Consider the following 16,629-nt stretch of genomic DNA (forward strand, 5'->3'; position numbering starts at 1 on the left):
CCTGGTCGTTGCCGGCAGAAAGTGACTGCTTCGGCGGTCACTTTTGCCTTCAGGCTATCCATGTTAAGGTATGTCCCTTATAATCCATTGTAAATCCACAACGTAGAAGTTGCTTTATGCCTGAGTCAAAAACAAATGATACCAGCCCGCGTAAGGGCATTTACCTGCTACCTAATTTGCTGACAACCGCTGGCTTATTTTCTGGTTTTTTCGCCATAGTGTCGTCAATGAACGGTCGATTTGAAGCTGCCGCCGTAGCGATTTTTATTGCAATGATTTTCGATGGACTGGATGGGCGTGTAGCGCGTTTAACCAATACGCAAAGCGAGTTTGGTGCCCAGTACGATAGTATGTCTGATATGTTGTCGTTCGGTATTGCACCGGCGCTGGTTGCATACAACTGGGGCCTTGCCGAGTACGGCAAGTTCGGCTGGCTGGCAGCATTTATTTTTGTTGCCTGCGCCGCGCTGCGTCTGGCACGTTTTAACGCTAACCTGGGTGTTACCGACGGCCGGTTTTTTCAGGGCTTAGCCAGTCCGGCCGCTGCAGCTATTATTGCCGGCATGGTATGGAGTGGCAGTATTTATCAGGTTGATGGCGATAACATTGGCTATCTGGTGGGCTTACTTACTATTGTTACCGGCTTACTGATGGTCAGTAATTTCCGTTATAACTCGTTTAAAGATCTGAACTGGCGCGACAGGGTATCCTTTTTAACCATTTTGATGGTAGTGCTGATTTTTGTCGTAATCGCTGCCCGACCAGCTGAAATGCTGTTTGGCATTTTCTTTATCTATGCCTGCTCTGGCCCGGTGACGACTATTCGCAGTGTGCGTAAACTGAAACTGGAACACGTGCTGGGTGACTCTGACGACGCTGATTTTGCCGATATAGACAAAGAGCCTAAAGCGGCAGACTCTGCCACCAAAGACGACAGCAAGAGCCTGTAAACCGGCAGTAATACGCTAAATAAGTAATACATTAAAAACTCCGCCGCGGCGGAGTTTTTGTTTTTTAACCAAAGCTTTTATTCATATCAGCAATTTTGCCAGCTTGCTGCTGCAAGGCTGAGCTGTTGTCAGACACTATCTGAATATTGTTCAGGTTAGTCTGGGCAATTTGCTGTATATGCTCAACGCTTTGCTGCACGTCATTGGCAACGACACCTTGCTGGGTTGCTGCAGTGGTAATTTGCGACGACAGTTGGGCTATGTGGTCAATCATGCGTGAAATCTCCGCCAGTTGCTGCTCGCTGTGCTGGGTTTCTGTTACGCAAATATCCACTTGCTGGCGGCTATGCAGCATAACCTTGCCCCAGCTGAGTAAGGTTTGCTGTATTTCGCCTATCGATTGTTTAATTTGCTCTGTAGCCTTGTGGGTACGGGAGGACAAAGCTCGTACTTCATCTGCTACAACAGCAAAACCACGGCCATGCTCACCGGCGCGGGCCGCTTCAATTGCTGCATTTAATGCCAACAGGTTAGTTTGATCGGCAATACCCTGAATTTCGGTCATCACTATGCCAATGCGCTCCGCTTCAACCGCCAGGCCGTCAGCTGTAGCTGCTGCGCCCTGAACTTCTGTTGCCAGTTGCTGTACTGTTTTGGCGGTGTGCTGCATGGTGGTTTTTGCTGCTTCACAGATTTTATGCGTTTCGTTTACCTGTTGATGGGTGTCCTGAGTACGTCCGGCAATGTCCTGTACCGTGCCGTAAAGCTGAGATGTTGCTGCGACAATACTGCTTAGGCGGTCATGCTGCTGGTGAATACCTTGCTCTGTCATATGCACGGCTTCTGCCTGCGTTTCAGCAATGATGCTCAATGCTGCTGTACTGTCTGTGGCCCGGCCCAGCACAGTACGCAGCCTGGCTTGGGCCATTTTTTGCTGAAAATCAGCAATGCCGTAAGGGCCAAAACCAGAGTAAATCCAGCGTGACACACTGTCGAATTTTGCTTTGGCTTGTTGCAACTGTGCCGGAATAATAAACAGTTCGTCATAACAGCAAAGCAACCATACCAGCGGCAACAGTAAGGCCAGCAAAAAATGCCAGCCAAAACTGGCAACACCAATAGCGGCAAGCAGCAGGCTAAGCGTAACGGCTACCAGGCGTTTTAAGCCAAAGCGGCTGCGCCAGTCTGATGGTATTTTACCGGCAGCTATGGCCGGATAACTTTTATTTGCCCGCTCTACCATGGCTGCATCGGGTTTTACCCGTACCGATTGATAGCCCACCAGTTTGCCCTGTTGATAAATGGGTGTAACAAAGGCATCTACCCAGTAATAACGGCCATCTTTGCAGCGGTTTTTTACCAGGCCACGCCATGATTGGCCTTGCTTAAGCTTGTGCCACAAATCAGCAAAAGCCGCTTTGGGCATATCCGGGTGACGTACAAGATTATGGTTGTTACCTACCAGTTCTTCTTCGCTGTAACCGGCCACCTTACAAAAAGCCGGGTTGGCATAGGTGATAACACCGCGTAAATCTGTGGTAGAAACCAGTTCCTGCTCAGCAATGAATTTAACTTCTTCGTTTATAGTATTTGTGTTGCGACGGTTCATGTCACCTGCTTATTTTAGTAGTTGTTACCTTGTACCTGATCTGGTAAGTCTAATGTATTAACGTAATAATTGCAGCCATGGCTGTGGCCGTTTAACGTGTAAGGAGGTTAAGCGACCAAATCTTCGATTGTTGAAAATGAAATTGCAGGCTAAATTAAGCACCGGTCTTGAGATTGGCCTTAGCGCCCCAATTTCAGCACAATCAGCTACCAATTAAGGAATTACCTTGGGCTCAACTTTACAACAACGTCTGGCTAAGCTAAATGCAGCGCCTAATAAACATGCCATTACAGGTATTCAGCGCGGTATAGAGCGGGAGACGTTGCGGGTGAAGCCCGATGGCAAGCTGGCTCTGACGCCTCATCCACAGGCGCTGGGTGCGGCTTTAACCCATCCCTGGATCACCACTGATTTTTCCGAGTCCTTGCTGGAATTTATTACACCGGTCAGCGACAGCATTGATACCACTTTAGCACAGCTGACAGATATTCACCGTTTTACGATTAAGAACATTGGTGATGAGCAGTTTTGGGCCGGCAGCATGCCGTGTTTTATTACTGATCAGAAGCAAATTCCGTTTGCCCAGTATGGCAGCTCTAATGTCGGCAGAATGAAAACCCTGTATCGCAAAGGCCTACATAACCGCTATGGCAGCATGATGCAGGCTATCAGCGGTGTGCATTTTAACTTTTCTTTTTCACACAGTTTCTGGCAACAGTACCAGCAAATTCTGGGGCAAAGTGGCGATTTACAGACATTTATTTCCGAGCAATATCTGGCGTTGATACGTAACTACAAACGCTACGTCTGGCTGATCGTATATTTATTTGGGGCATCACCGGCGATGTGTAAGTCGTTTCTGGAAGGACGCAGCAGCCGGTATAACTTTCAGGAGCTTGGCAAAGGGTCGTTGTATCTGCCTTATGCCACCTCGCTGCGTATGAGTGACCTGGGTTATACCAACAGTGCACAATCTAGCCTGAATATCACTTACAACAGCCTGCCAGAATATATTGCCGGTCTGCATCAGGCGATTAGCATGCCGTCTGACGAATATAAAAATATTGGCGTTAAGGTGAATGGTGAATACCAGCAACTCAATGCCAATGTACTGCAAATAGAAAATGAGTTTTATTCTACCATCCGGCCCAAACGCACAACCCAGTCTGGCGAGCGGCCAACGTGTGCACTGGCCAAGCGTGGCGTTGAATACATTGAAGTGCGGGCGCTGGATGTTAATCCGTTTAGTAGTGTCGGTATTAGCGCAGAGCAGATGCATTTTCTCGATGTTTTCCTGCTGTATTGCCTGTTACAGGACAGCCCGAATATGTCGGCGGCTGAGCAAACTATTACAGAGCAAAACCTGAAAAAAGTGGTCACCGACGGGCGGCGCACTAATCTGGAGATCCAGCAAAATGGCCAGCCACGGTTAATGCTGGATTGGGCAGAAGAATTGTTTGCCGATATGATGCCGCTGGCACAGTATCTGGATTCTGCCTATGCAACGCAGGGCTATAGCGGCGCTTTGAAGCAATTTTATCTTGGCTTGCTGGATCCATCCCAGACTTTTTCCGGTAAATTATTAAACCAGTTACTGGCACAACAGCAGGATAACAGCAGCTACACCTTAAAGTTATCGGCAACGTATCGCCAACAGCTGCTACAGGAACCCTATCAGTATTATTCTGCTGAACAGTTTACCGAAGCTGCTACACAGTCACTACTGGCGCAACAACAGGTTGAGCAACAGGATAATGTGAGCTTTGATCAGTATATTGAGCAGTATTTTGCAGAAGTACCGCAATGTGAGGATAAAAAAGCGGCTACCTAATGGTAGCCGTAACAGTATCCAGGGAGAATAAAACTTGGTTGCATCCGTGCACCTTGTTAGAATCGGTTGGATGAAAAAAGTTCATACACAAATAAAACCATTTATTTTTGCCACTGCAGCAGTGCTGTTTATCAGTGGTTGCAGTACACCACCGCCGCAGAACAGCTCTAATCTGTGTGAAATCTTCTATGAACACCGTGATTGGTATGATGCTGCCGCGAAAATGCGCGACAAATGGGGCGTGCCAATTCATGTGCCTATGAGCATCATGTATCAGGAAAGTAGTTTCAGGCATAATGCGCGCCCGCCAATGCGCTGGTTTTTAGGTTTTATTCCATATGGCCGTGCCAGCAGTGCTTACGGTTATTCGCAAGCAAAAACAGTTACCTGGGATGAATACGTTAAAGAAGCCGATCGCTTCTGGGCCAGCCGTGATAATTTTTCTGATGCCATGGATTTTATGGGCTGGTATCTGGATAAAACCCACAGGGTTAATAAAATATCCAAGTGGGACGGTTACAACCTTTACCTGAATTACCATGAAGGCTGGGGCGGTTACCGGCGCGGCACCTACAAAAATAAAGCATGGCTGGTTAATGTTGCCAAGCAGGTTGATAACCGCGCCAAAACCTATGCCGCGCAGTTAAACCGGTGTGAGGATGATCTAAAACGCGGCTGGTTGTGGCGGTTGTTTTTCGGCTGACTGGATATAGAAAATAAAAAAAACGGCGCTGCCGGTTTTTTTATTGCCGTTTTAAGGCTTTTTCAGGTGCGGTAACAGACGCACGGTTTTAATCATATTGTCCTGTACGTCTACTACTTCAAGCGGATAACCGGCCAGCTTTATACTCAGCTTACCCTGGGGTATTTCTTCCAGATACTCCAAAATCAGGCCGTTTAGTGTTTTAGGGCCATCGGTCGGCAGCTCCAGGTGCATTTCCCGGTTAAGATCGCGCAGGTTAATGCCGCCGTCAATCAGGTAAGAACCATCAGGCTGAGCAATAATATCGTCGCTACCATTGCTGGCAATATCCGTAGTAAATTCACCGACCACTTCTTCCAGAATATCGGCCAGCGTTACCAGACCCTGAATATCGCCATACTCGTCAACCACCAGGCCGATACGATCTTTGGTGCGCTGAAACTTTAACAACTGTGTATTGAGCTGGGTACCTTCAGGAATAAAGTAAATATCGCTTACTGCACGCATCAGGGTAGATTTAGTCAGTTGCTCTTTAATCAGCAGGCGCATCAGCTCGCGAGGGTGCACAAAGCCGATGGCATCATCAATGTTGTCACGGAATAACAAGATGCGGCTGTACTGCATATTCGCCAGCTGTCGCTCGATGTCTTTCCAGTCGTCATTAATATCGATACCGACAATTTCATTGCGCGGCACCATAATATCTTCAACCGTGGCGTTTTCCAGATCCAATACGCCCACCAACATACTCTGGTGTTGCTCGGGGATAAGGGCGCCAGCTTCATGTACTACGGTACGTAATTCTTCAGCGCTTAAGCTATTACCCTGATGTTTTTCCGGGCTAATGCCCATAACCGCCAAAATACCGTTAGTAATAAAATTAACTAACCATACCAGCGGATAAAAGATCTTTAACAGTACTTTAAGTAACGCTGAACTGGGAAAGGCAATACGCTCCGGGTGCAGGGCTGCAATGGTTTTCGGCGTAACTTCGGCAAACACCAACACCACCATAGTTAGCGCTACGGTAGCAATCGCAATACCAACATCGCCGTATAAACGCATACCAATAATAGTGGCGATCGCAGAGGCGGCGATATTTACCAGGTTATTGCCAATTAAAATAAGGCCGATTAGGCGATCAGGCCGTTTTAACAGTTCGCTGACCCTGATGGCACCCTTATGGTTCTCGTTTGTTAAATGCTTTAAACGATAAGGGTTAACAGACATCATGCCTGTTTCTGATCCTGAGAAATAGGCAGATAAAAATAAGAGCACGCCAAGAATGATAAACAGCGTACCCGTCGATATGTCGTCCAAGAGTTAAATACCCGTATTGCCAAACACCTGTACTTGATATTACGAAGTGGCAGATGAGTCAAGAATTAAAGTGTATTTAGCAGCACTTCGCGTACAAAGCGGCTGCCAAAATAGCCAAGTGTTAACAAGGCTGCACCGGTGACAGTTAAAATATTAGCAGTTTTACCGCGCCAGCCTTTGCGGGCATGGCCCCAACATAATACGGCAAAAACAGTAAAACCAAGCAGACTGAACACGTTTTTATGCAGGTTATCTTTTGCCAGCCAGTTATCCATAAAAACTGCAGCCACCAACAAGGCCAGCCCCAGCAATATAGTACCGGCCAACAGGATGCGAAATTGTAACACTTCGGCCTGTACTAAAGGCGGCATATGCCGTGTCATGGCGGCAAAGTCTTTTTGCTTTAATCTGTTGCTGATATAGCTAACCTGAAACGAGTACAGCATCGCCATCATTAAAATAGCGTAGGCAATAAAAGCCAGCATAATATGCAATAGCAATACAATATTTTGCTCAAAGTGCTGCAGTTGCACACTGTGCGGTAAGGTAAGTACGGCCAGTTGCACGAGGCTGGCAAAGCCATAAACAACCGGTAACAGCAAGATAGTTGGGGTACGCAGGGCTGTAAGCGTTATCGCCACCGTAATAAGCCAGCACACCAGAGAGCTGACATTAAGCAAGCTGAAATTTTGCCCTTGCTCAGTAAACAACATCGTTGCCAGTACCAGCATATGCAGCACCAGGCCAATAATGGCTGCACTAAAGGTGGTTTTAAAATGCGGCCCCTGCGGGTGAAAAATGCGCAGCAATACCGAGCCGGTAGCAACCAGATAGGCAATTAAGGCCAGCGCAGTTAACAGCACCGTAGACATTAGCAGCATTTCCTTTTGTTTTAATGGCTAACCATTGTATTGCAACTTTTGCCGGATGCCCATAGCTGCGATCAACAGTTTCTTAACGGCTGCTTCTGCCGCTTGAGTTTGATATAATCGGCCGCATTATGGCTGTCGAGTGAAAAACCATGTTTGAAAATCTTTCTGATCGTTTAAGCGCCACGCTAAAAAACATTACCGGCCGGGGCCGTTTAACTGAAGACAACGTTAAAGATACGCTGCGCGAAGTACGTATGGCACTGCTTGAGGCCGATGTAGCGCTGCCGGTAGTGCGTGATTTTGTTGCTAACGTTAAAGAGCGTTCAGTCGGGCTGGAAGTAAGCAAAAGCCTGACTCCCGGCCAGGAATTTCTGAAAATTGTCCGCAAAGCCTTAGAAGAGGCGATGGGCGAGGCTAATGAAGAGCTGACACTGAACACTCAGCCACCGGCAGTAGTGCTAATGGCGGGCTTGCAAGGTGCAGGTAAAACCACCTCTGTAGGTAAACTGGCTAAATTTTTAACCGAGCGTAAAAAGAAAAAAGTGTTGGTAGTGTCTGCCGACGTTTATCGCCCGGCAGCGATTAAACAGCTGGAAACACTGGCTAAAGATGTTGGCGTAGAGTTTTTCCCCAGCGATATTTCACAAAAACCCGTTGATATTGTTAATGCGGCTATTGCTTATGCCCGTACCCGCATTTTTGATGTGTTGTTAGTCGATACTGCCGGTCGCTTGCATGTCGACAGCGACATGATGGACGAAATAAAGGCGTTACATGCGGCAGTAAAACCTATTGAAACCCTGTTTGTGGTAGATGCCATGACAGGCCAGGATGCGGCCAATACAGCCAAAGCTTTTAACGATGCCTTACCGCTTACCGGGGTTATTTTAACCAAAACCGATGGTGATGCCCGTGGTGGTGCGGCGTTGTCTATCCGCCATATTACCGGCAAGCCGATTAAGTTTTTAGGTACCGGTGAAAAAACCGATGCCTTAGAGCCGTTTCACCCGGACAGGGTGGCATCGCGTATTCTGGGTATGGGTGATGTGCTTAGCTTAATTGAAGAGCTTGAGCAAAAAGTAGATAAAGAAAAATCTGCCAAAATGGCGCAGAAGATGATGAAAGGCAAAGGCTTTTCATTAGAGGATTTTCGTGAGCAATTGGTGCAGATGCGCGGTATGGGTGGCATGATGTCGATGCTGGACAAATTGCCAGGCATGAAAAACCTGCCAGCCGGTGCGATGAACCAGATGGGTGACAAGCAGTTTGTTAAAATGGAAGCCATTATTAACTCGATGACACCCAAAGAGCGTGAGTTTCCGGATTTGCTCAAAGGCTCACGCAAGAAACGTATTGCCGCCGGTTCCGGCACTCAGGTGCAGGATATTAACCAGTTACTGAAGCAATTCACCCAAATGCAGAAGATGATGAAGCAAATGTCGGGTAAAGGCGGTTTAATGAAGATGATGCGTGGCATGGGCGGAAAACTGCCGCCGGGTATGCTGCCACCGCGCTAACCAGCAAAGAAGCTTACTTAACCCCGCTGTAATGCGGGGTTTTATTTACTGCCATAATAACGCTGTAATAGCAGCCAAGCCGCGAAATACCTTGCAATTGCGCGTCAAATCAGTAAAATGCTGCAGCCCTTCGGTCCAACCGGGGGCTTTGTTATTTTTGATAAAACCTGAACGATAAAATTAGAGGGCCTTATGGTAACTATTCGTTTACAACGTGGTGGCGCGAAAAAGCGTCCATTTTACCAAGTTGTGGTAGCGGACAGCCGTTTTGCTCGTGATGGCCGTTTTATTGAGCGCGTGGGTTTCTTTAACCCAATCGCCGGCGGTACTGAAGAGAAACTGCGTCTGGACCTGGACCGCGTTAATCACTGGGTAGCACAAGGTGCTTCACTGAGTGATCGCGTTGCAACTTTGGTAAAAAACGCTAAGAAAGCAACTGCTTAATTAGCTTAAAGGTCGTGTGGAGTAGTCAGCTTGAGTGAGAAAGATTTAGTCGTTCTTGGCAAATTTGGTGCAGTTTACGGCATCAATGGCTGGCTGAAAGTTAACGCTTACACCGACTTCCCGGAAGGGATTTTTGATTACACACCCTGGCAAATAAAATTTCAGGGTAACTGGCAACCAGTGCAGGTTTCCAGCTGGAAGCGCCATAGTAATGGCCTGATAGCGAAACTGGACGGCGTCAATGATCGGGATTTGGCACAGCAGTATGTAAATGCTGAAATTGCCGTAGCAAGCCAGGCACTGCCTTCATTAGAAGACGGTGACTATTACTGGAAAGACCTGATGGGCTTAGCAGTAATAAACGAGGCGGGCTACCACTTAGGTGAAGTAACCGACATGATGGAAACCGGCTCTAACGACGTTTTAGTAGTTAAAGCCAACCGTACCGATGCATTTGGTCAGAAAGAAAGGTTGTTGCCGTTTTTAATCGATACCGTGATTAAAAGCGTCGATTTAACCGAGCGTCGCATTATCGTAGACTGGGATCCCGCGTTTTAATGCCGGATGACACTAAGCTGTGGGTAGGGGTTATATCCTTATTCCCGGAAATGTTTCAGGCAATAACGCAATACGGGGTAACCGGCCGTGCTGTAAAGCAAGGCATTATGCAACTGCAATGCTGGAACCCGCGTGATTTCACAACGGACAAGCATCGCACTGTAGATGACCGGCCTTATGGTGGTGGCCCCGGTATGCTGATGATGGTGCAGCCGCTGCGTGACGCTATACGCGCTGCCAAGCAAGCTGCAGGTGAAGGTGTACACACGGTGTATTTGTCGCCGCAAGGCCGCAAATTAGACCAACAAGGTGTCACTGAACTGGCGACGTATTCTAAGCTACTGTTAGTAGCTGGCCGGTATGAAGGCATTGATGAGCGCGTAATAGAAAGCGAAATTGACGCAGAATGGTCAATTGGTGATTACGTGTTAAGTGGCGGTGAATTGCCGGCGATGACATTGATAGATGCAGTGTCGCGCTTAGTACCAGGCGTACTTGGGCATGAGCAGTCAGCAGAGCAGGATTCTTTTGCATCCGGTTTGCTGGATTGTCCACACTACACAAGGCCCGAAGTGTTATCAGACAAACAGGTACCAGCAGTTTTACTGAGTGGTAACCATGAAAATATACGACGCTGGCGTTTAAAGCAGTCTCTTGGGAGAACCTGGCTTAGACGACCGGATATGTTAAATCTCCTGGCTCTGACTGAGGAGCAACGACGGTTACTGGCTGAGTTCCAACGTGAATATCAGCAAGAGTGCCGGACGGGGCAGCAAGAAGACAGTTAATTCCAGGTAAAGTGAGATTGTTATGAGCAAAGTTAGCCAAAACATCATCAAAATGCTTGAAGACGAGCAGTTAAAGAAAGACGTTCCAGCGTTCGCGCCGGGCGACACTGTCGTAGTTCAGGTAAAAGTAACTGAAGGCGATAAAACTCGTCTGCAGGCTTTTGAAGGCGTAGTTATCGCCAAACGTAACCGTGGTCTGCACTCTGCATTCACTGTACGTAAAATCTCTAATGGCGAAGGTGTTGAGCGTGTATTCCAGACGCACAGCCCAATGGTAGACAGCATCACCGTTAAACGTCGTGGTGCAGTTCGCCGTGCTAAGCTTTACTACTTACGCGATCGTTCAGGTAAATCAGCGCGTATCCGCGAAAAGCTTAACTAAGCTACCCTTAAAAGGCCGACACTTGTCGGCCTTTTTTCTTTTTGGCATAGTGCACCTATGACCGATACTCAAGCCCCCCTTAGCACTGCCATTCTTAACTTGTTGCAAGGCCAGCTGGAAAGCCTGATCCTGGCGTATACGCCATCACACAGCCCGATAGAAGAACAGTATTTGTTATCGCGGCTGGGGTTAAAGCTACACAGCGATACGCTGCAAAGCGCCGATCTTGCCCGCTTTCAACAACACTTTGTGCTGTACCACCTGTTATACCGCATTCAGCAGCACTGGCTGGCCCAGCGCCACGGCTATTTGGCCATTGGCCTGGCCAAACTACAGCTATTACCGTTAACGCAAGCCTTGCCGCCAGACTCCGATGCCGGCCGGCAAGACTATTATCTGAACTGGCAGAACTTTTATGCCATGACAGAGCAATTACTTGATCAGCATCTGGATGCGTTCTGGCAACAGTGGCAACAGCCGGTCGTATCGGTAAATACAATGGCGCACAACGAAGCGCTGGCTTTGCTCGGTTTGCCCGCTTCATTTACGCCGCAACAGCTGAAAAAAGCTTATCGCACTAAGGCATTACAGCTACACCCGGACCGTGGTGGCGAGCAGCAGCAATTTATTTTACTGCAACAGGCTTATCAGCAACTGCAGCAACCCGGCTGATAGTTTTTATGTACACTTAACTATACGTATTTTCTGTGGTGCAATTATTTGCTTCCATCTTGATTTTATTGGTCTTCAATGGGTTGACGCGCTGCTTTAGGATCTTTACTATTCGCAAATCGTATTTAAATGATTACGTGTTGTATATTAAAGTTTACGTAAGGGCGCGCCTTAGCAAATTTAGCGTTTTTACCTATGCTTAATGCCTGCAACACCGCACACCGGAGTTTTAGCATGAGTAAAATAGTAGACGACCTGCGCATAGTGGCAGAAAAGCCGTTAAGCCCACCGGCAGTATTAAAAAGAGTATTGCCGCTTTCAGAGCAGGGCGCCCAGTTTGTGCAACAGGCACGTAATACCATTGCCGATATCGTACATGGTCGCGATAAACGGCTGTTAGTGGTAACAGGCCCTTGTTCCATTCATGACCCTGTAGCGGCGATTGAATATGCGCAAAAATTAAAACAACTGCAGCTACAATACGCCGACAGCCTATACATTGTGATGCGGGTATACTTTGAAAAGCCGCGTACTACAGTGGGCTGGAAAGGCTTTATTAACGACCCGCATTTAGACGACTCGTTCGATCTGGAAACCGGTTTAACCTGGGGCCGCGAGCTGTTGCTGAAAATGGTAGAAATGCAATTGCCTACTGCTACCGAAGCGCTGGACCCTATCAGCCCGCAATATATGTCGGATTTAATCAGCTGGTCAGCGATTGGCGCACGCACGGTAGAGTCGCAAACCCACCGCGAAATGGCCAGCGGTTTATCGATGCCGGTCGGTTTTAAAAACGGCACCGACGGCAATTTAAATATCGCGCTTAATGCGCTGCAATCTGCCGCCAGTGGCCACAGCTTTATTGGTATTAATCAGCGTGGTGAAGTGAGCTTAGTGCAAACCGCTGGCAACCCAGATGGCCATATTATTTTGCGTGGCGGTGCTAAGCCTAACTATGACGAGCAGAGCATTGGCGAAGCCCTGGCCAAACTGGATAAGTTGAACCTGCCGCGTGGCATAGTGGTTGATTGCAGCCATGGCAACTCAAATAAAGATCACAACCGCCAGGGTGAGGTAGCGCACAATGTACTGGCACAGCGTTTGGCGGGTAACGATGCCATTATCGGTATTATGCTGGAAAGCCACCTGTTTGCCGGCCGTCAGGATTTGATTGACGGCAAAGCAGAAAAGTACGGTGTGTCGGTAACGGATGCCTGTATTGATTGGGATACGACAGCCCAGTTACTGGCGGCATTACACCAGCAGATGCAGCCGGCGGTGGTGGCAGCCTGAAATGACAGATCTGACAGCACAGCAGGCACTGGCGCCACTGCGTCAGCAAATAGACAGCATTGACAGCCAGCTGGTGGCGCTGTTGGCGCAGCGCGCTAAAGTGACCGCTCAGGTAGGTAAAATAAAGCAGCAATTCGCTTTGCCGGTATATGTACCCGAGCGTGAGCAAGCGTTACTTAGTGCCCGGCGTGAACAGGCGCAAGCGCTGGGCGTATCGGCAGACTTAACTGAAGATGTGCTGCGCCGTATTATGCGCGAGTCATACCAGACCCAGGAAAGCGGCTTTGTGTGTTGCCGAGAGGGCGGTGGCAAGGTGGTTGTAGTTGGTGGTGGTGGTGCGCTTGGCGCCCGTTTTGTTAGTCTTTTTCAGCGTTCCGGTTACGAAGTTGTCGTGCTGGAGCAGCAAGACTGGCCGCAGGCGGAGGCTATTTGTGCTAAGGCAGCATTGGTGCTGTTGGCGGTGCCAATTACCTTAACCGAACAGTTAATTAATAAGCTACCAGCATTACCGGCTGACTGCGTACTGGCCGATATTACCAGTATTAAGCAACAGCCGCTTAATGCCATGCTGCAACAACATAAGGGCCCGGTGGTCGGGCTGCACCCGATGTTTGGCCCGGATATTACCAATCTGGTAAAACAGGTAGTGGTGGTGTGCCATGGCCGGGATGAAAACCAGTACCAGTGGTTGTTAAAACAGCTTAATGTCTGGGGCGCCGAATTGGCAGTAAAACAGGCGGCTGAGCACGACAGTGCCATGCAGCTTATTCAGGCCATGCGGCACTTTTCCTCTCTGGTGTATGGTGTGCATTTAGCCGATGAAAACGCTGATCTTAATGAGCTGTTGCAACTCAGCTCACCAATTTACCGGCTGGAGCTGGCAATGGTAGGACGCTTATTTGCGCAAAACGCCGAGCTGTATGCCGATATTATGTTGTCATCCTGTGAAGTGACTGCTTTGCTGGAGCGCTACCAGCAGCGCTTTACTGCACTGTTGCAGCTACTTAAAGCTAAAGATAAAGCCGGCTTAATGGCGCAATTTGGCAAAGGCCAGCAGTTTTTCGGTGACCTGGCCGGGCAGTTTTTACAAGAGAGTAAACAACTGCTGCAAAAAGCTGCTGACAGCCGCAGTTAACCCAACTGTGGCGGGTTATTTCTGCAACTGATAGTAATCCAGTATCAGCTGCCACGCCTGCTCCGCTGTATCGGCGTACTGGATCAGCTGCAGATCTGAGGCGCTGATCACGCCTTCTTCTACCAGCATGTCAAAGTTAATCAGCTTTTGCCAAAAGGCTTTGTCGTACAAAATTACCGGCACCCGCGCAGCCTTTTTGGTTTGAATAAGGGTTAAGGTTTCAAACAGCTCATCTAAGGTGCCAAAGCCACCCGGGAAGGCTACTAAGGCGCGGGCGCGTTGTAAAAAGTGCATTTTACGAATGGCAAAGTAGTGAAACTGAAAACAAAACTGCGGTGTAATGTACGGGTTGGGCTGCTGCTCTCTGGGTAGCACAATATTTAAGCCTATGCTTTCACCGCCGGCGTCCATAGCGCCGCGGTTGGCCGCTTCCATCACGCCGGGGCCACCGCCGCTGATAATTGTCATGGCGCAATCGGGGTTGCAACAGCTGTAACGGGTAACCAGCGCCGAAAACTGCTGTGACGCCGTGTAATATTTACTGTTATCTAACTGTTTGTTAGCCCGCTTTAGTGCCTGCTGGTTTTGTGCGGTATCGGCTGCTGCCAGCTGCTTTTCTGCCAGGGCTACGGCCGTTTTCGCTTGATCCGGTGATAGAAAGCGTGCACTGCCAAATACCACTATGGTAGCGGTAATATTGTGCTGCTCCAGCACCAGCTGTGGCTTTAAATATTCCAGTTGCAGCCGTACATGACGCAGCTCGTCCTGCATTAAAAATTCATTGTCGGCAAATGCCAGCCGGCAAGAGCTGTGGTCCTGCAGCCTGGCAATAGCGTCGACAGACTGCTGCGCCGATGCCAGATGACGTTCGTGTAGTTGATGCGGATCAGATGTCATAACGGCTCCTTTAAAGCTAATGCTGCTTACTTTAGCTACTTACTATACAGATAATCGGCAAGTGGAAAAATGTTAAAACCAACGTCTTGTTTGATATAGGCTAACCTTTAGGCCTGACTGTTGCGGTATAACGAAGGTTAGTAAACTGACAAGGAAACACCCGATGCCTCTTTCTGCCACTCTTAGTTTTATCGGTGCCGCTCAGCAGGTTACCGGCTCTTGCTACCTTATACGCTTTAATAACCTGCAAATTCTGCTCGATTGCGGCATGGTGCAGGGCGCCGACCAAATTCGCGAATGGCACAAATTTCATTTCGCTTTTCGGCCCAAAGATATTGATTTGGTGATTTTATCCCATGCTCATATTGACCACAGCGGCTTGCTACCGCTGCTGGTAGCGCGTGGTTTTGACGGCAAAATACTCTGCACCCCCGGCACGGCCGAATTACTGCCGGTACTGTTAAAAGACTCGGTGCATTTATACTTAAAAGATCTGGAGTGGCAAAACAAAAAAGCCGCGCGCGCCGGTAAAAAGCTGCAAGACCCGGTGTTATCCGTCGCCGACGCCGAGCGCGTAGCGCAGTTGTGTGAAACAGTAAACTACAAAAAGCCTATTACGCCACTGCCGGGGTTAGAGCTGGAGTTTGCCGACGCCGGCCATATTCTCGGTTCAGCCATCGTGCAATTGTGGCTTAAAGGCAGTAAAGCTATGCGCAAGTTGGTGTTTTCCGGTGATTTAGGCAACCCGGCTACCGTGCTGATGCACGACCCAACCGACATAGGCCAGGCAGATATCGTACTGATGGAAAGCACCTATGGTAACCGTAACCATCAGAATATCGACAACTCGCTGGAAGAGCTGGCAACTGCGCTGGAACATGCCAATAAAGACGGCGGTAATGTGTTTATTCCGGCCTTTGCACTTGGCCGTTCGCAGGAAATCTTGTATTACCTCGCACTGCTGCACCATCAGTGCCGGTTAAAACAGCGGCTGGTGTTTCTTGATAGCCCAATGGCCATTAGCATTACCAACATTTATAACGACTACCTGCACAGCCTGGACCAAAAAGATCTGGCTGCCATAGGCTTTAGAAAAGGCATGCTGCTGGAGGATTTACTGCCAATGCTGCGTTTGACTGAGAGTGTGGAAGAGTCGATGGCAATTAACCGCGTAACCCAGGGCGCCATTATTATTGCTGGCAGTGGCATGTGTAACGGTGGCCGGATAGTGCATCATTTAAAGCACAATTTATGGAAAAGTTCGAATCACCTGATTTTTGTTGGTTTTCAGGCGCAGGGCACCTTAGGACGGCGTTTGGTAGATGGCGAGCGGCGGGTAAAGCTGTTTGGCCAGGAGATAATGGTAAAAGCCAAAGTGCACACCATTGGTGGCTTTTCGGCACATGCCGGCCAGAGTGAACTGCTGGACTGGGCACAGGCCATTGGCGGGCAGCCACAGTTTTATTTAGTACATGGCGAGCCAGAGGCACAACAGGCATTGCAGCAGGAATTAGCGCAGCTTGGCATAGCAGCAAATATTCCGGCCAAAGGCGATGTTATTGAACTATAAGCGTTAACATACATTTTGTTACTTTTGACCTATGGTCAGGTGCGCGTGCTGTGCTTTATAGTGTTTGCTACTTAATTGTCGCAGCGCG

At 48.6% G+C, this 16,629-nt stretch carries 16 protein-coding genes; 12 read left to right on the plus strand and 4 right to left on the minus strand.

From position 1 onward, the window contains the following. Window positions 1-116 precede the first annotated feature (116 nt). A complete protein-coding gene (pssA, locus tag AR688_RS12575) occupies window positions 117-950 on the plus strand; it encodes a CDP-diacylglycerol--serine O-phosphatidyltransferase (RefSeq protein WP_068234259.1) in 834 nt (277 codons plus the stop codon). A gap of 64 nt (window positions 951-1,014) precedes the next feature. Here pssA and AR688_RS12580 read toward each other — a convergent pair whose 3' ends face one another. Next, window positions 1,015-2,559 carry a methyl-accepting chemotaxis protein gene (locus tag AR688_RS12580; protein WP_068234262.1) on the minus strand — a complete coding sequence of 515 codons (1,545 nt, stop codon included), beginning with the start codon at window positions 2,557-2,559 and terminating at the stop codon, window positions 1,015-1,017. A 226-nt stretch (window positions 2,560-2,785) separates the two neighbouring features. Between AR688_RS12580 and gshA the strand changes: the two genes are divergently transcribed. After that, window positions 2,786-4,390, plus strand: coding sequence for a glutamate--cysteine ligase (gene gshA, locus AR688_RS12585; RefSeq protein WP_068234265.1), 1,605 nt, complete (start codon window positions 2,786-2,788; stop codon window positions 4,388-4,390). Between the two features lie 70 nt (window positions 4,391-4,460). Beyond that, the gene (locus tag AR688_RS12590) at window positions 4,461-5,093 is read left to right on the plus strand and encodes a transglycosylase SLT domain-containing protein (protein WP_068234268.1); all 633 of its coding nucleotides are present in this window, start codon (window positions 4,461-4,463) and stop codon (window positions 5,091-5,093) included. A gap of 51 nt (window positions 5,094-5,144) precedes the next feature. On the opposite strand, the gene AR688_RS12595 is transcribed toward AR688_RS12590, so the two are convergent. Together AR688_RS12595 and AR688_RS12600 are read right to left on the minus strand one after the other, a co-directional pair. Next, window positions 5,145-6,413, minus strand: a complete 1,269-nt coding sequence (locus AR688_RS12595) for an HlyC/CorC family transporter (protein WP_068234270.1) — start codon at window positions 6,411-6,413, stop codon at window positions 5,145-5,147. Between the two features lie 65 nt (window positions 6,414-6,478). Further along, the gene (locus AR688_RS12600; protein ID WP_068234272.1) at window positions 6,479-7,285 is read right to left on the minus strand and encodes a cytochrome C assembly family protein; all 807 of its coding nucleotides are present in this window, start codon (window positions 7,283-7,285) and stop codon (window positions 6,479-6,481) included. A 149-nt stretch (window positions 7,286-7,434) separates the two neighbouring features. Between AR688_RS12600 and ffh the strand changes: the two genes are divergently transcribed. The 8 genes from ffh to tyrA all read left to right on the plus strand — a co-directional run bounded on the left by ffh (window position 7,435) and on the right by tyrA (window position 14,074). Further along, complete coding sequence (gene ffh / locus AR688_RS12605) at window positions 7,435-8,802, plus strand: signal recognition particle protein (RefSeq protein ID WP_068234273.1); 1,368 nt, start codon at window positions 7,435-7,437, stop codon at window positions 8,800-8,802. Between the two features lie 192 nt (window positions 8,803-8,994). After that, window positions 8,995-9,246, plus strand: coding sequence for a 30S ribosomal protein S16 (gene rpsP / locus AR688_RS12610; RefSeq protein WP_068234274.1), 252 nt, complete (start codon window positions 8,995-8,997; stop codon window positions 9,244-9,246). 30 nt (window positions 9,247-9,276) lie between these two features. Next, window positions 9,277-9,804: a ribosome maturation factor RimM gene (gene rimM / locus AR688_RS12615; protein WP_068234275.1), complete on the plus strand. Its 528-nt coding sequence runs from the start codon at window positions 9,277-9,279 to the stop codon at window positions 9,802-9,804. After that, window positions 9,804-10,592 (plus strand): tRNA (guanosine(37)-N1)-methyltransferase TrmD, encoded by a 789-nt coding sequence (gene trmD / locus AR688_RS12620; RefSeq protein WP_068234278.1) that lies wholly within the window; start codon window positions 9,804-9,806, stop codon window positions 10,590-10,592. The genes rimM and trmD overlap by 1 nt, the downstream gene beginning before the upstream one ends. A 22-nt stretch (window positions 10,593-10,614) precedes the next feature. After that, window positions 10,615-10,974 (plus strand): 50S ribosomal protein L19, encoded by a 360-nt coding sequence (gene rplS / locus AR688_RS12625; RefSeq protein ID WP_068234280.1) that lies wholly within the window; start codon window positions 10,615-10,617, stop codon window positions 10,972-10,974. A 57-nt stretch (window positions 10,975-11,031) separates the two neighbouring features. After that, entirely contained in the window at window positions 11,032-11,646 is a 615-nt protein-coding gene (locus AR688_RS12630) for a DNA-J related domain-containing protein (protein WP_068234281.1), read from the plus strand. Between the two features lie 234 nt (window positions 11,647-11,880). Beyond that, window positions 11,881-12,939, plus strand: coding sequence for a 3-deoxy-7-phosphoheptulonate synthase (locus AR688_RS12635; protein ID WP_068234282.1), 1,059 nt, complete (start codon window positions 11,881-11,883; stop codon window positions 12,937-12,939). 1 nt (window position 12,940) lies between these two features. After that, window positions 12,941-14,074, plus strand: a complete 1,134-nt coding sequence (gene tyrA, locus AR688_RS12640; protein WP_068234287.1) for a bifunctional chorismate mutase/prephenate dehydrogenase — start codon at window positions 12,941-12,943, stop codon at window positions 14,072-14,074. Between the two features lie 15 nt (window positions 14,075-14,089). Here tyrA and AR688_RS12645 read toward each other — a convergent pair whose 3' ends face one another. Then, window positions 14,090-14,971: a TIGR00730 family Rossman fold protein gene (locus tag AR688_RS12645; protein ID WP_068234290.1), complete on the minus strand. Its 882-nt coding sequence runs from the start codon at window positions 14,969-14,971 to the stop codon at window positions 14,090-14,092. A gap of 163 nt (window positions 14,972-15,134) precedes the next feature. Between AR688_RS12645 and AR688_RS12650 the strand changes: the two genes are divergently transcribed. Beyond that, on the plus strand, window positions 15,135-16,541 hold the full coding sequence (locus AR688_RS12650; protein ID WP_068234293.1) for an MBL fold metallo-hydrolase RNA specificity domain-containing protein: 1,407 nt from the start codon (window positions 15,135-15,137) through the stop codon (window positions 16,539-16,541). The last annotated feature ends 88 nt before the right edge of the window (window positions 16,542-16,629 follow it).

The organism is Rheinheimera sp. EpRS3, from assembly GCF_001513785.1.
GTDB lineage: Bacteria > Pseudomonadota > Gammaproteobacteria > Enterobacterales > Alteromonadaceae > Alishewanella.

Excerpts from the sequence above, each read along its gene's own strand:
- pssA (WP_068234259.1), top strand. The coding sequence starts at position 117 with ATGCCTGAGTCAAAAACAAATGATACCAGCCCGCGTAAGGGCATTTAC.
- AR688_RS12580 (WP_068234262.1), bottom strand. The coding sequence starts at position 2,559 with ATGAACCGTCGCAACACAAATACTATAAACGAAGAAGTTAAATTCATT.
- AR688_RS12590 (WP_068234268.1), top strand. The coding sequence starts at position 4,461 with ATGAAAAAAGTTCATACACAAATAAAACCATTTATTTTTGCCACTGCA.
- AR688_RS12600 (WP_068234272.1), bottom strand. The coding sequence starts at position 7,285 with ATGTCTACGGTGCTGTTAACTGCGCTGGCCTTAATTGCCTATCTGGTT.
- ffh (WP_068234273.1), top strand. The coding sequence starts at position 7,435 with ATGTTTGAAAATCTTTCTGATCGTTTAAGCGCCACGCTAAAAAACATT.
- rpsP (WP_068234274.1), top strand. The coding sequence starts at position 8,995 with ATGGTAACTATTCGTTTACAACGTGGTGGCGCGAAAAAGCGTCCATTT.
- trmD (WP_068234278.1), top strand. The coding sequence starts at position 9,804 with ATGCCGGATGACACTAAGCTGTGGGTAGGGGTTATATCCTTATTCCCG.
- rplS (WP_068234280.1), top strand. The coding sequence starts at position 10,615 with ATGAGCAAAGTTAGCCAAAACATCATCAAAATGCTTGAAGACGAGCAG.
- AR688_RS12630 (WP_068234281.1), top strand. The coding sequence starts at position 11,032 with ATGACCGATACTCAAGCCCCCCTTAGCACTGCCATTCTTAACTTGTTG.
- AR688_RS12635 (WP_068234282.1), top strand. The coding sequence starts at position 11,881 with ATGAGTAAAATAGTAGACGACCTGCGCATAGTGGCAGAAAAGCCGTTA.
- tyrA (WP_068234287.1), top strand. The coding sequence starts at position 12,941 with ATGACAGATCTGACAGCACAGCAGGCACTGGCGCCACTGCGTCAGCAA.
- AR688_RS12645 (WP_068234290.1), bottom strand. The coding sequence starts at position 14,971 with ATGACATCTGATCCGCATCAACTACACGAACGTCATCTGGCATCGGCG.
- AR688_RS12650 (WP_068234293.1), top strand. The coding sequence starts at position 15,135 with ATGCCTCTTTCTGCCACTCTTAGTTTTATCGGTGCCGCTCAGCAGGTT.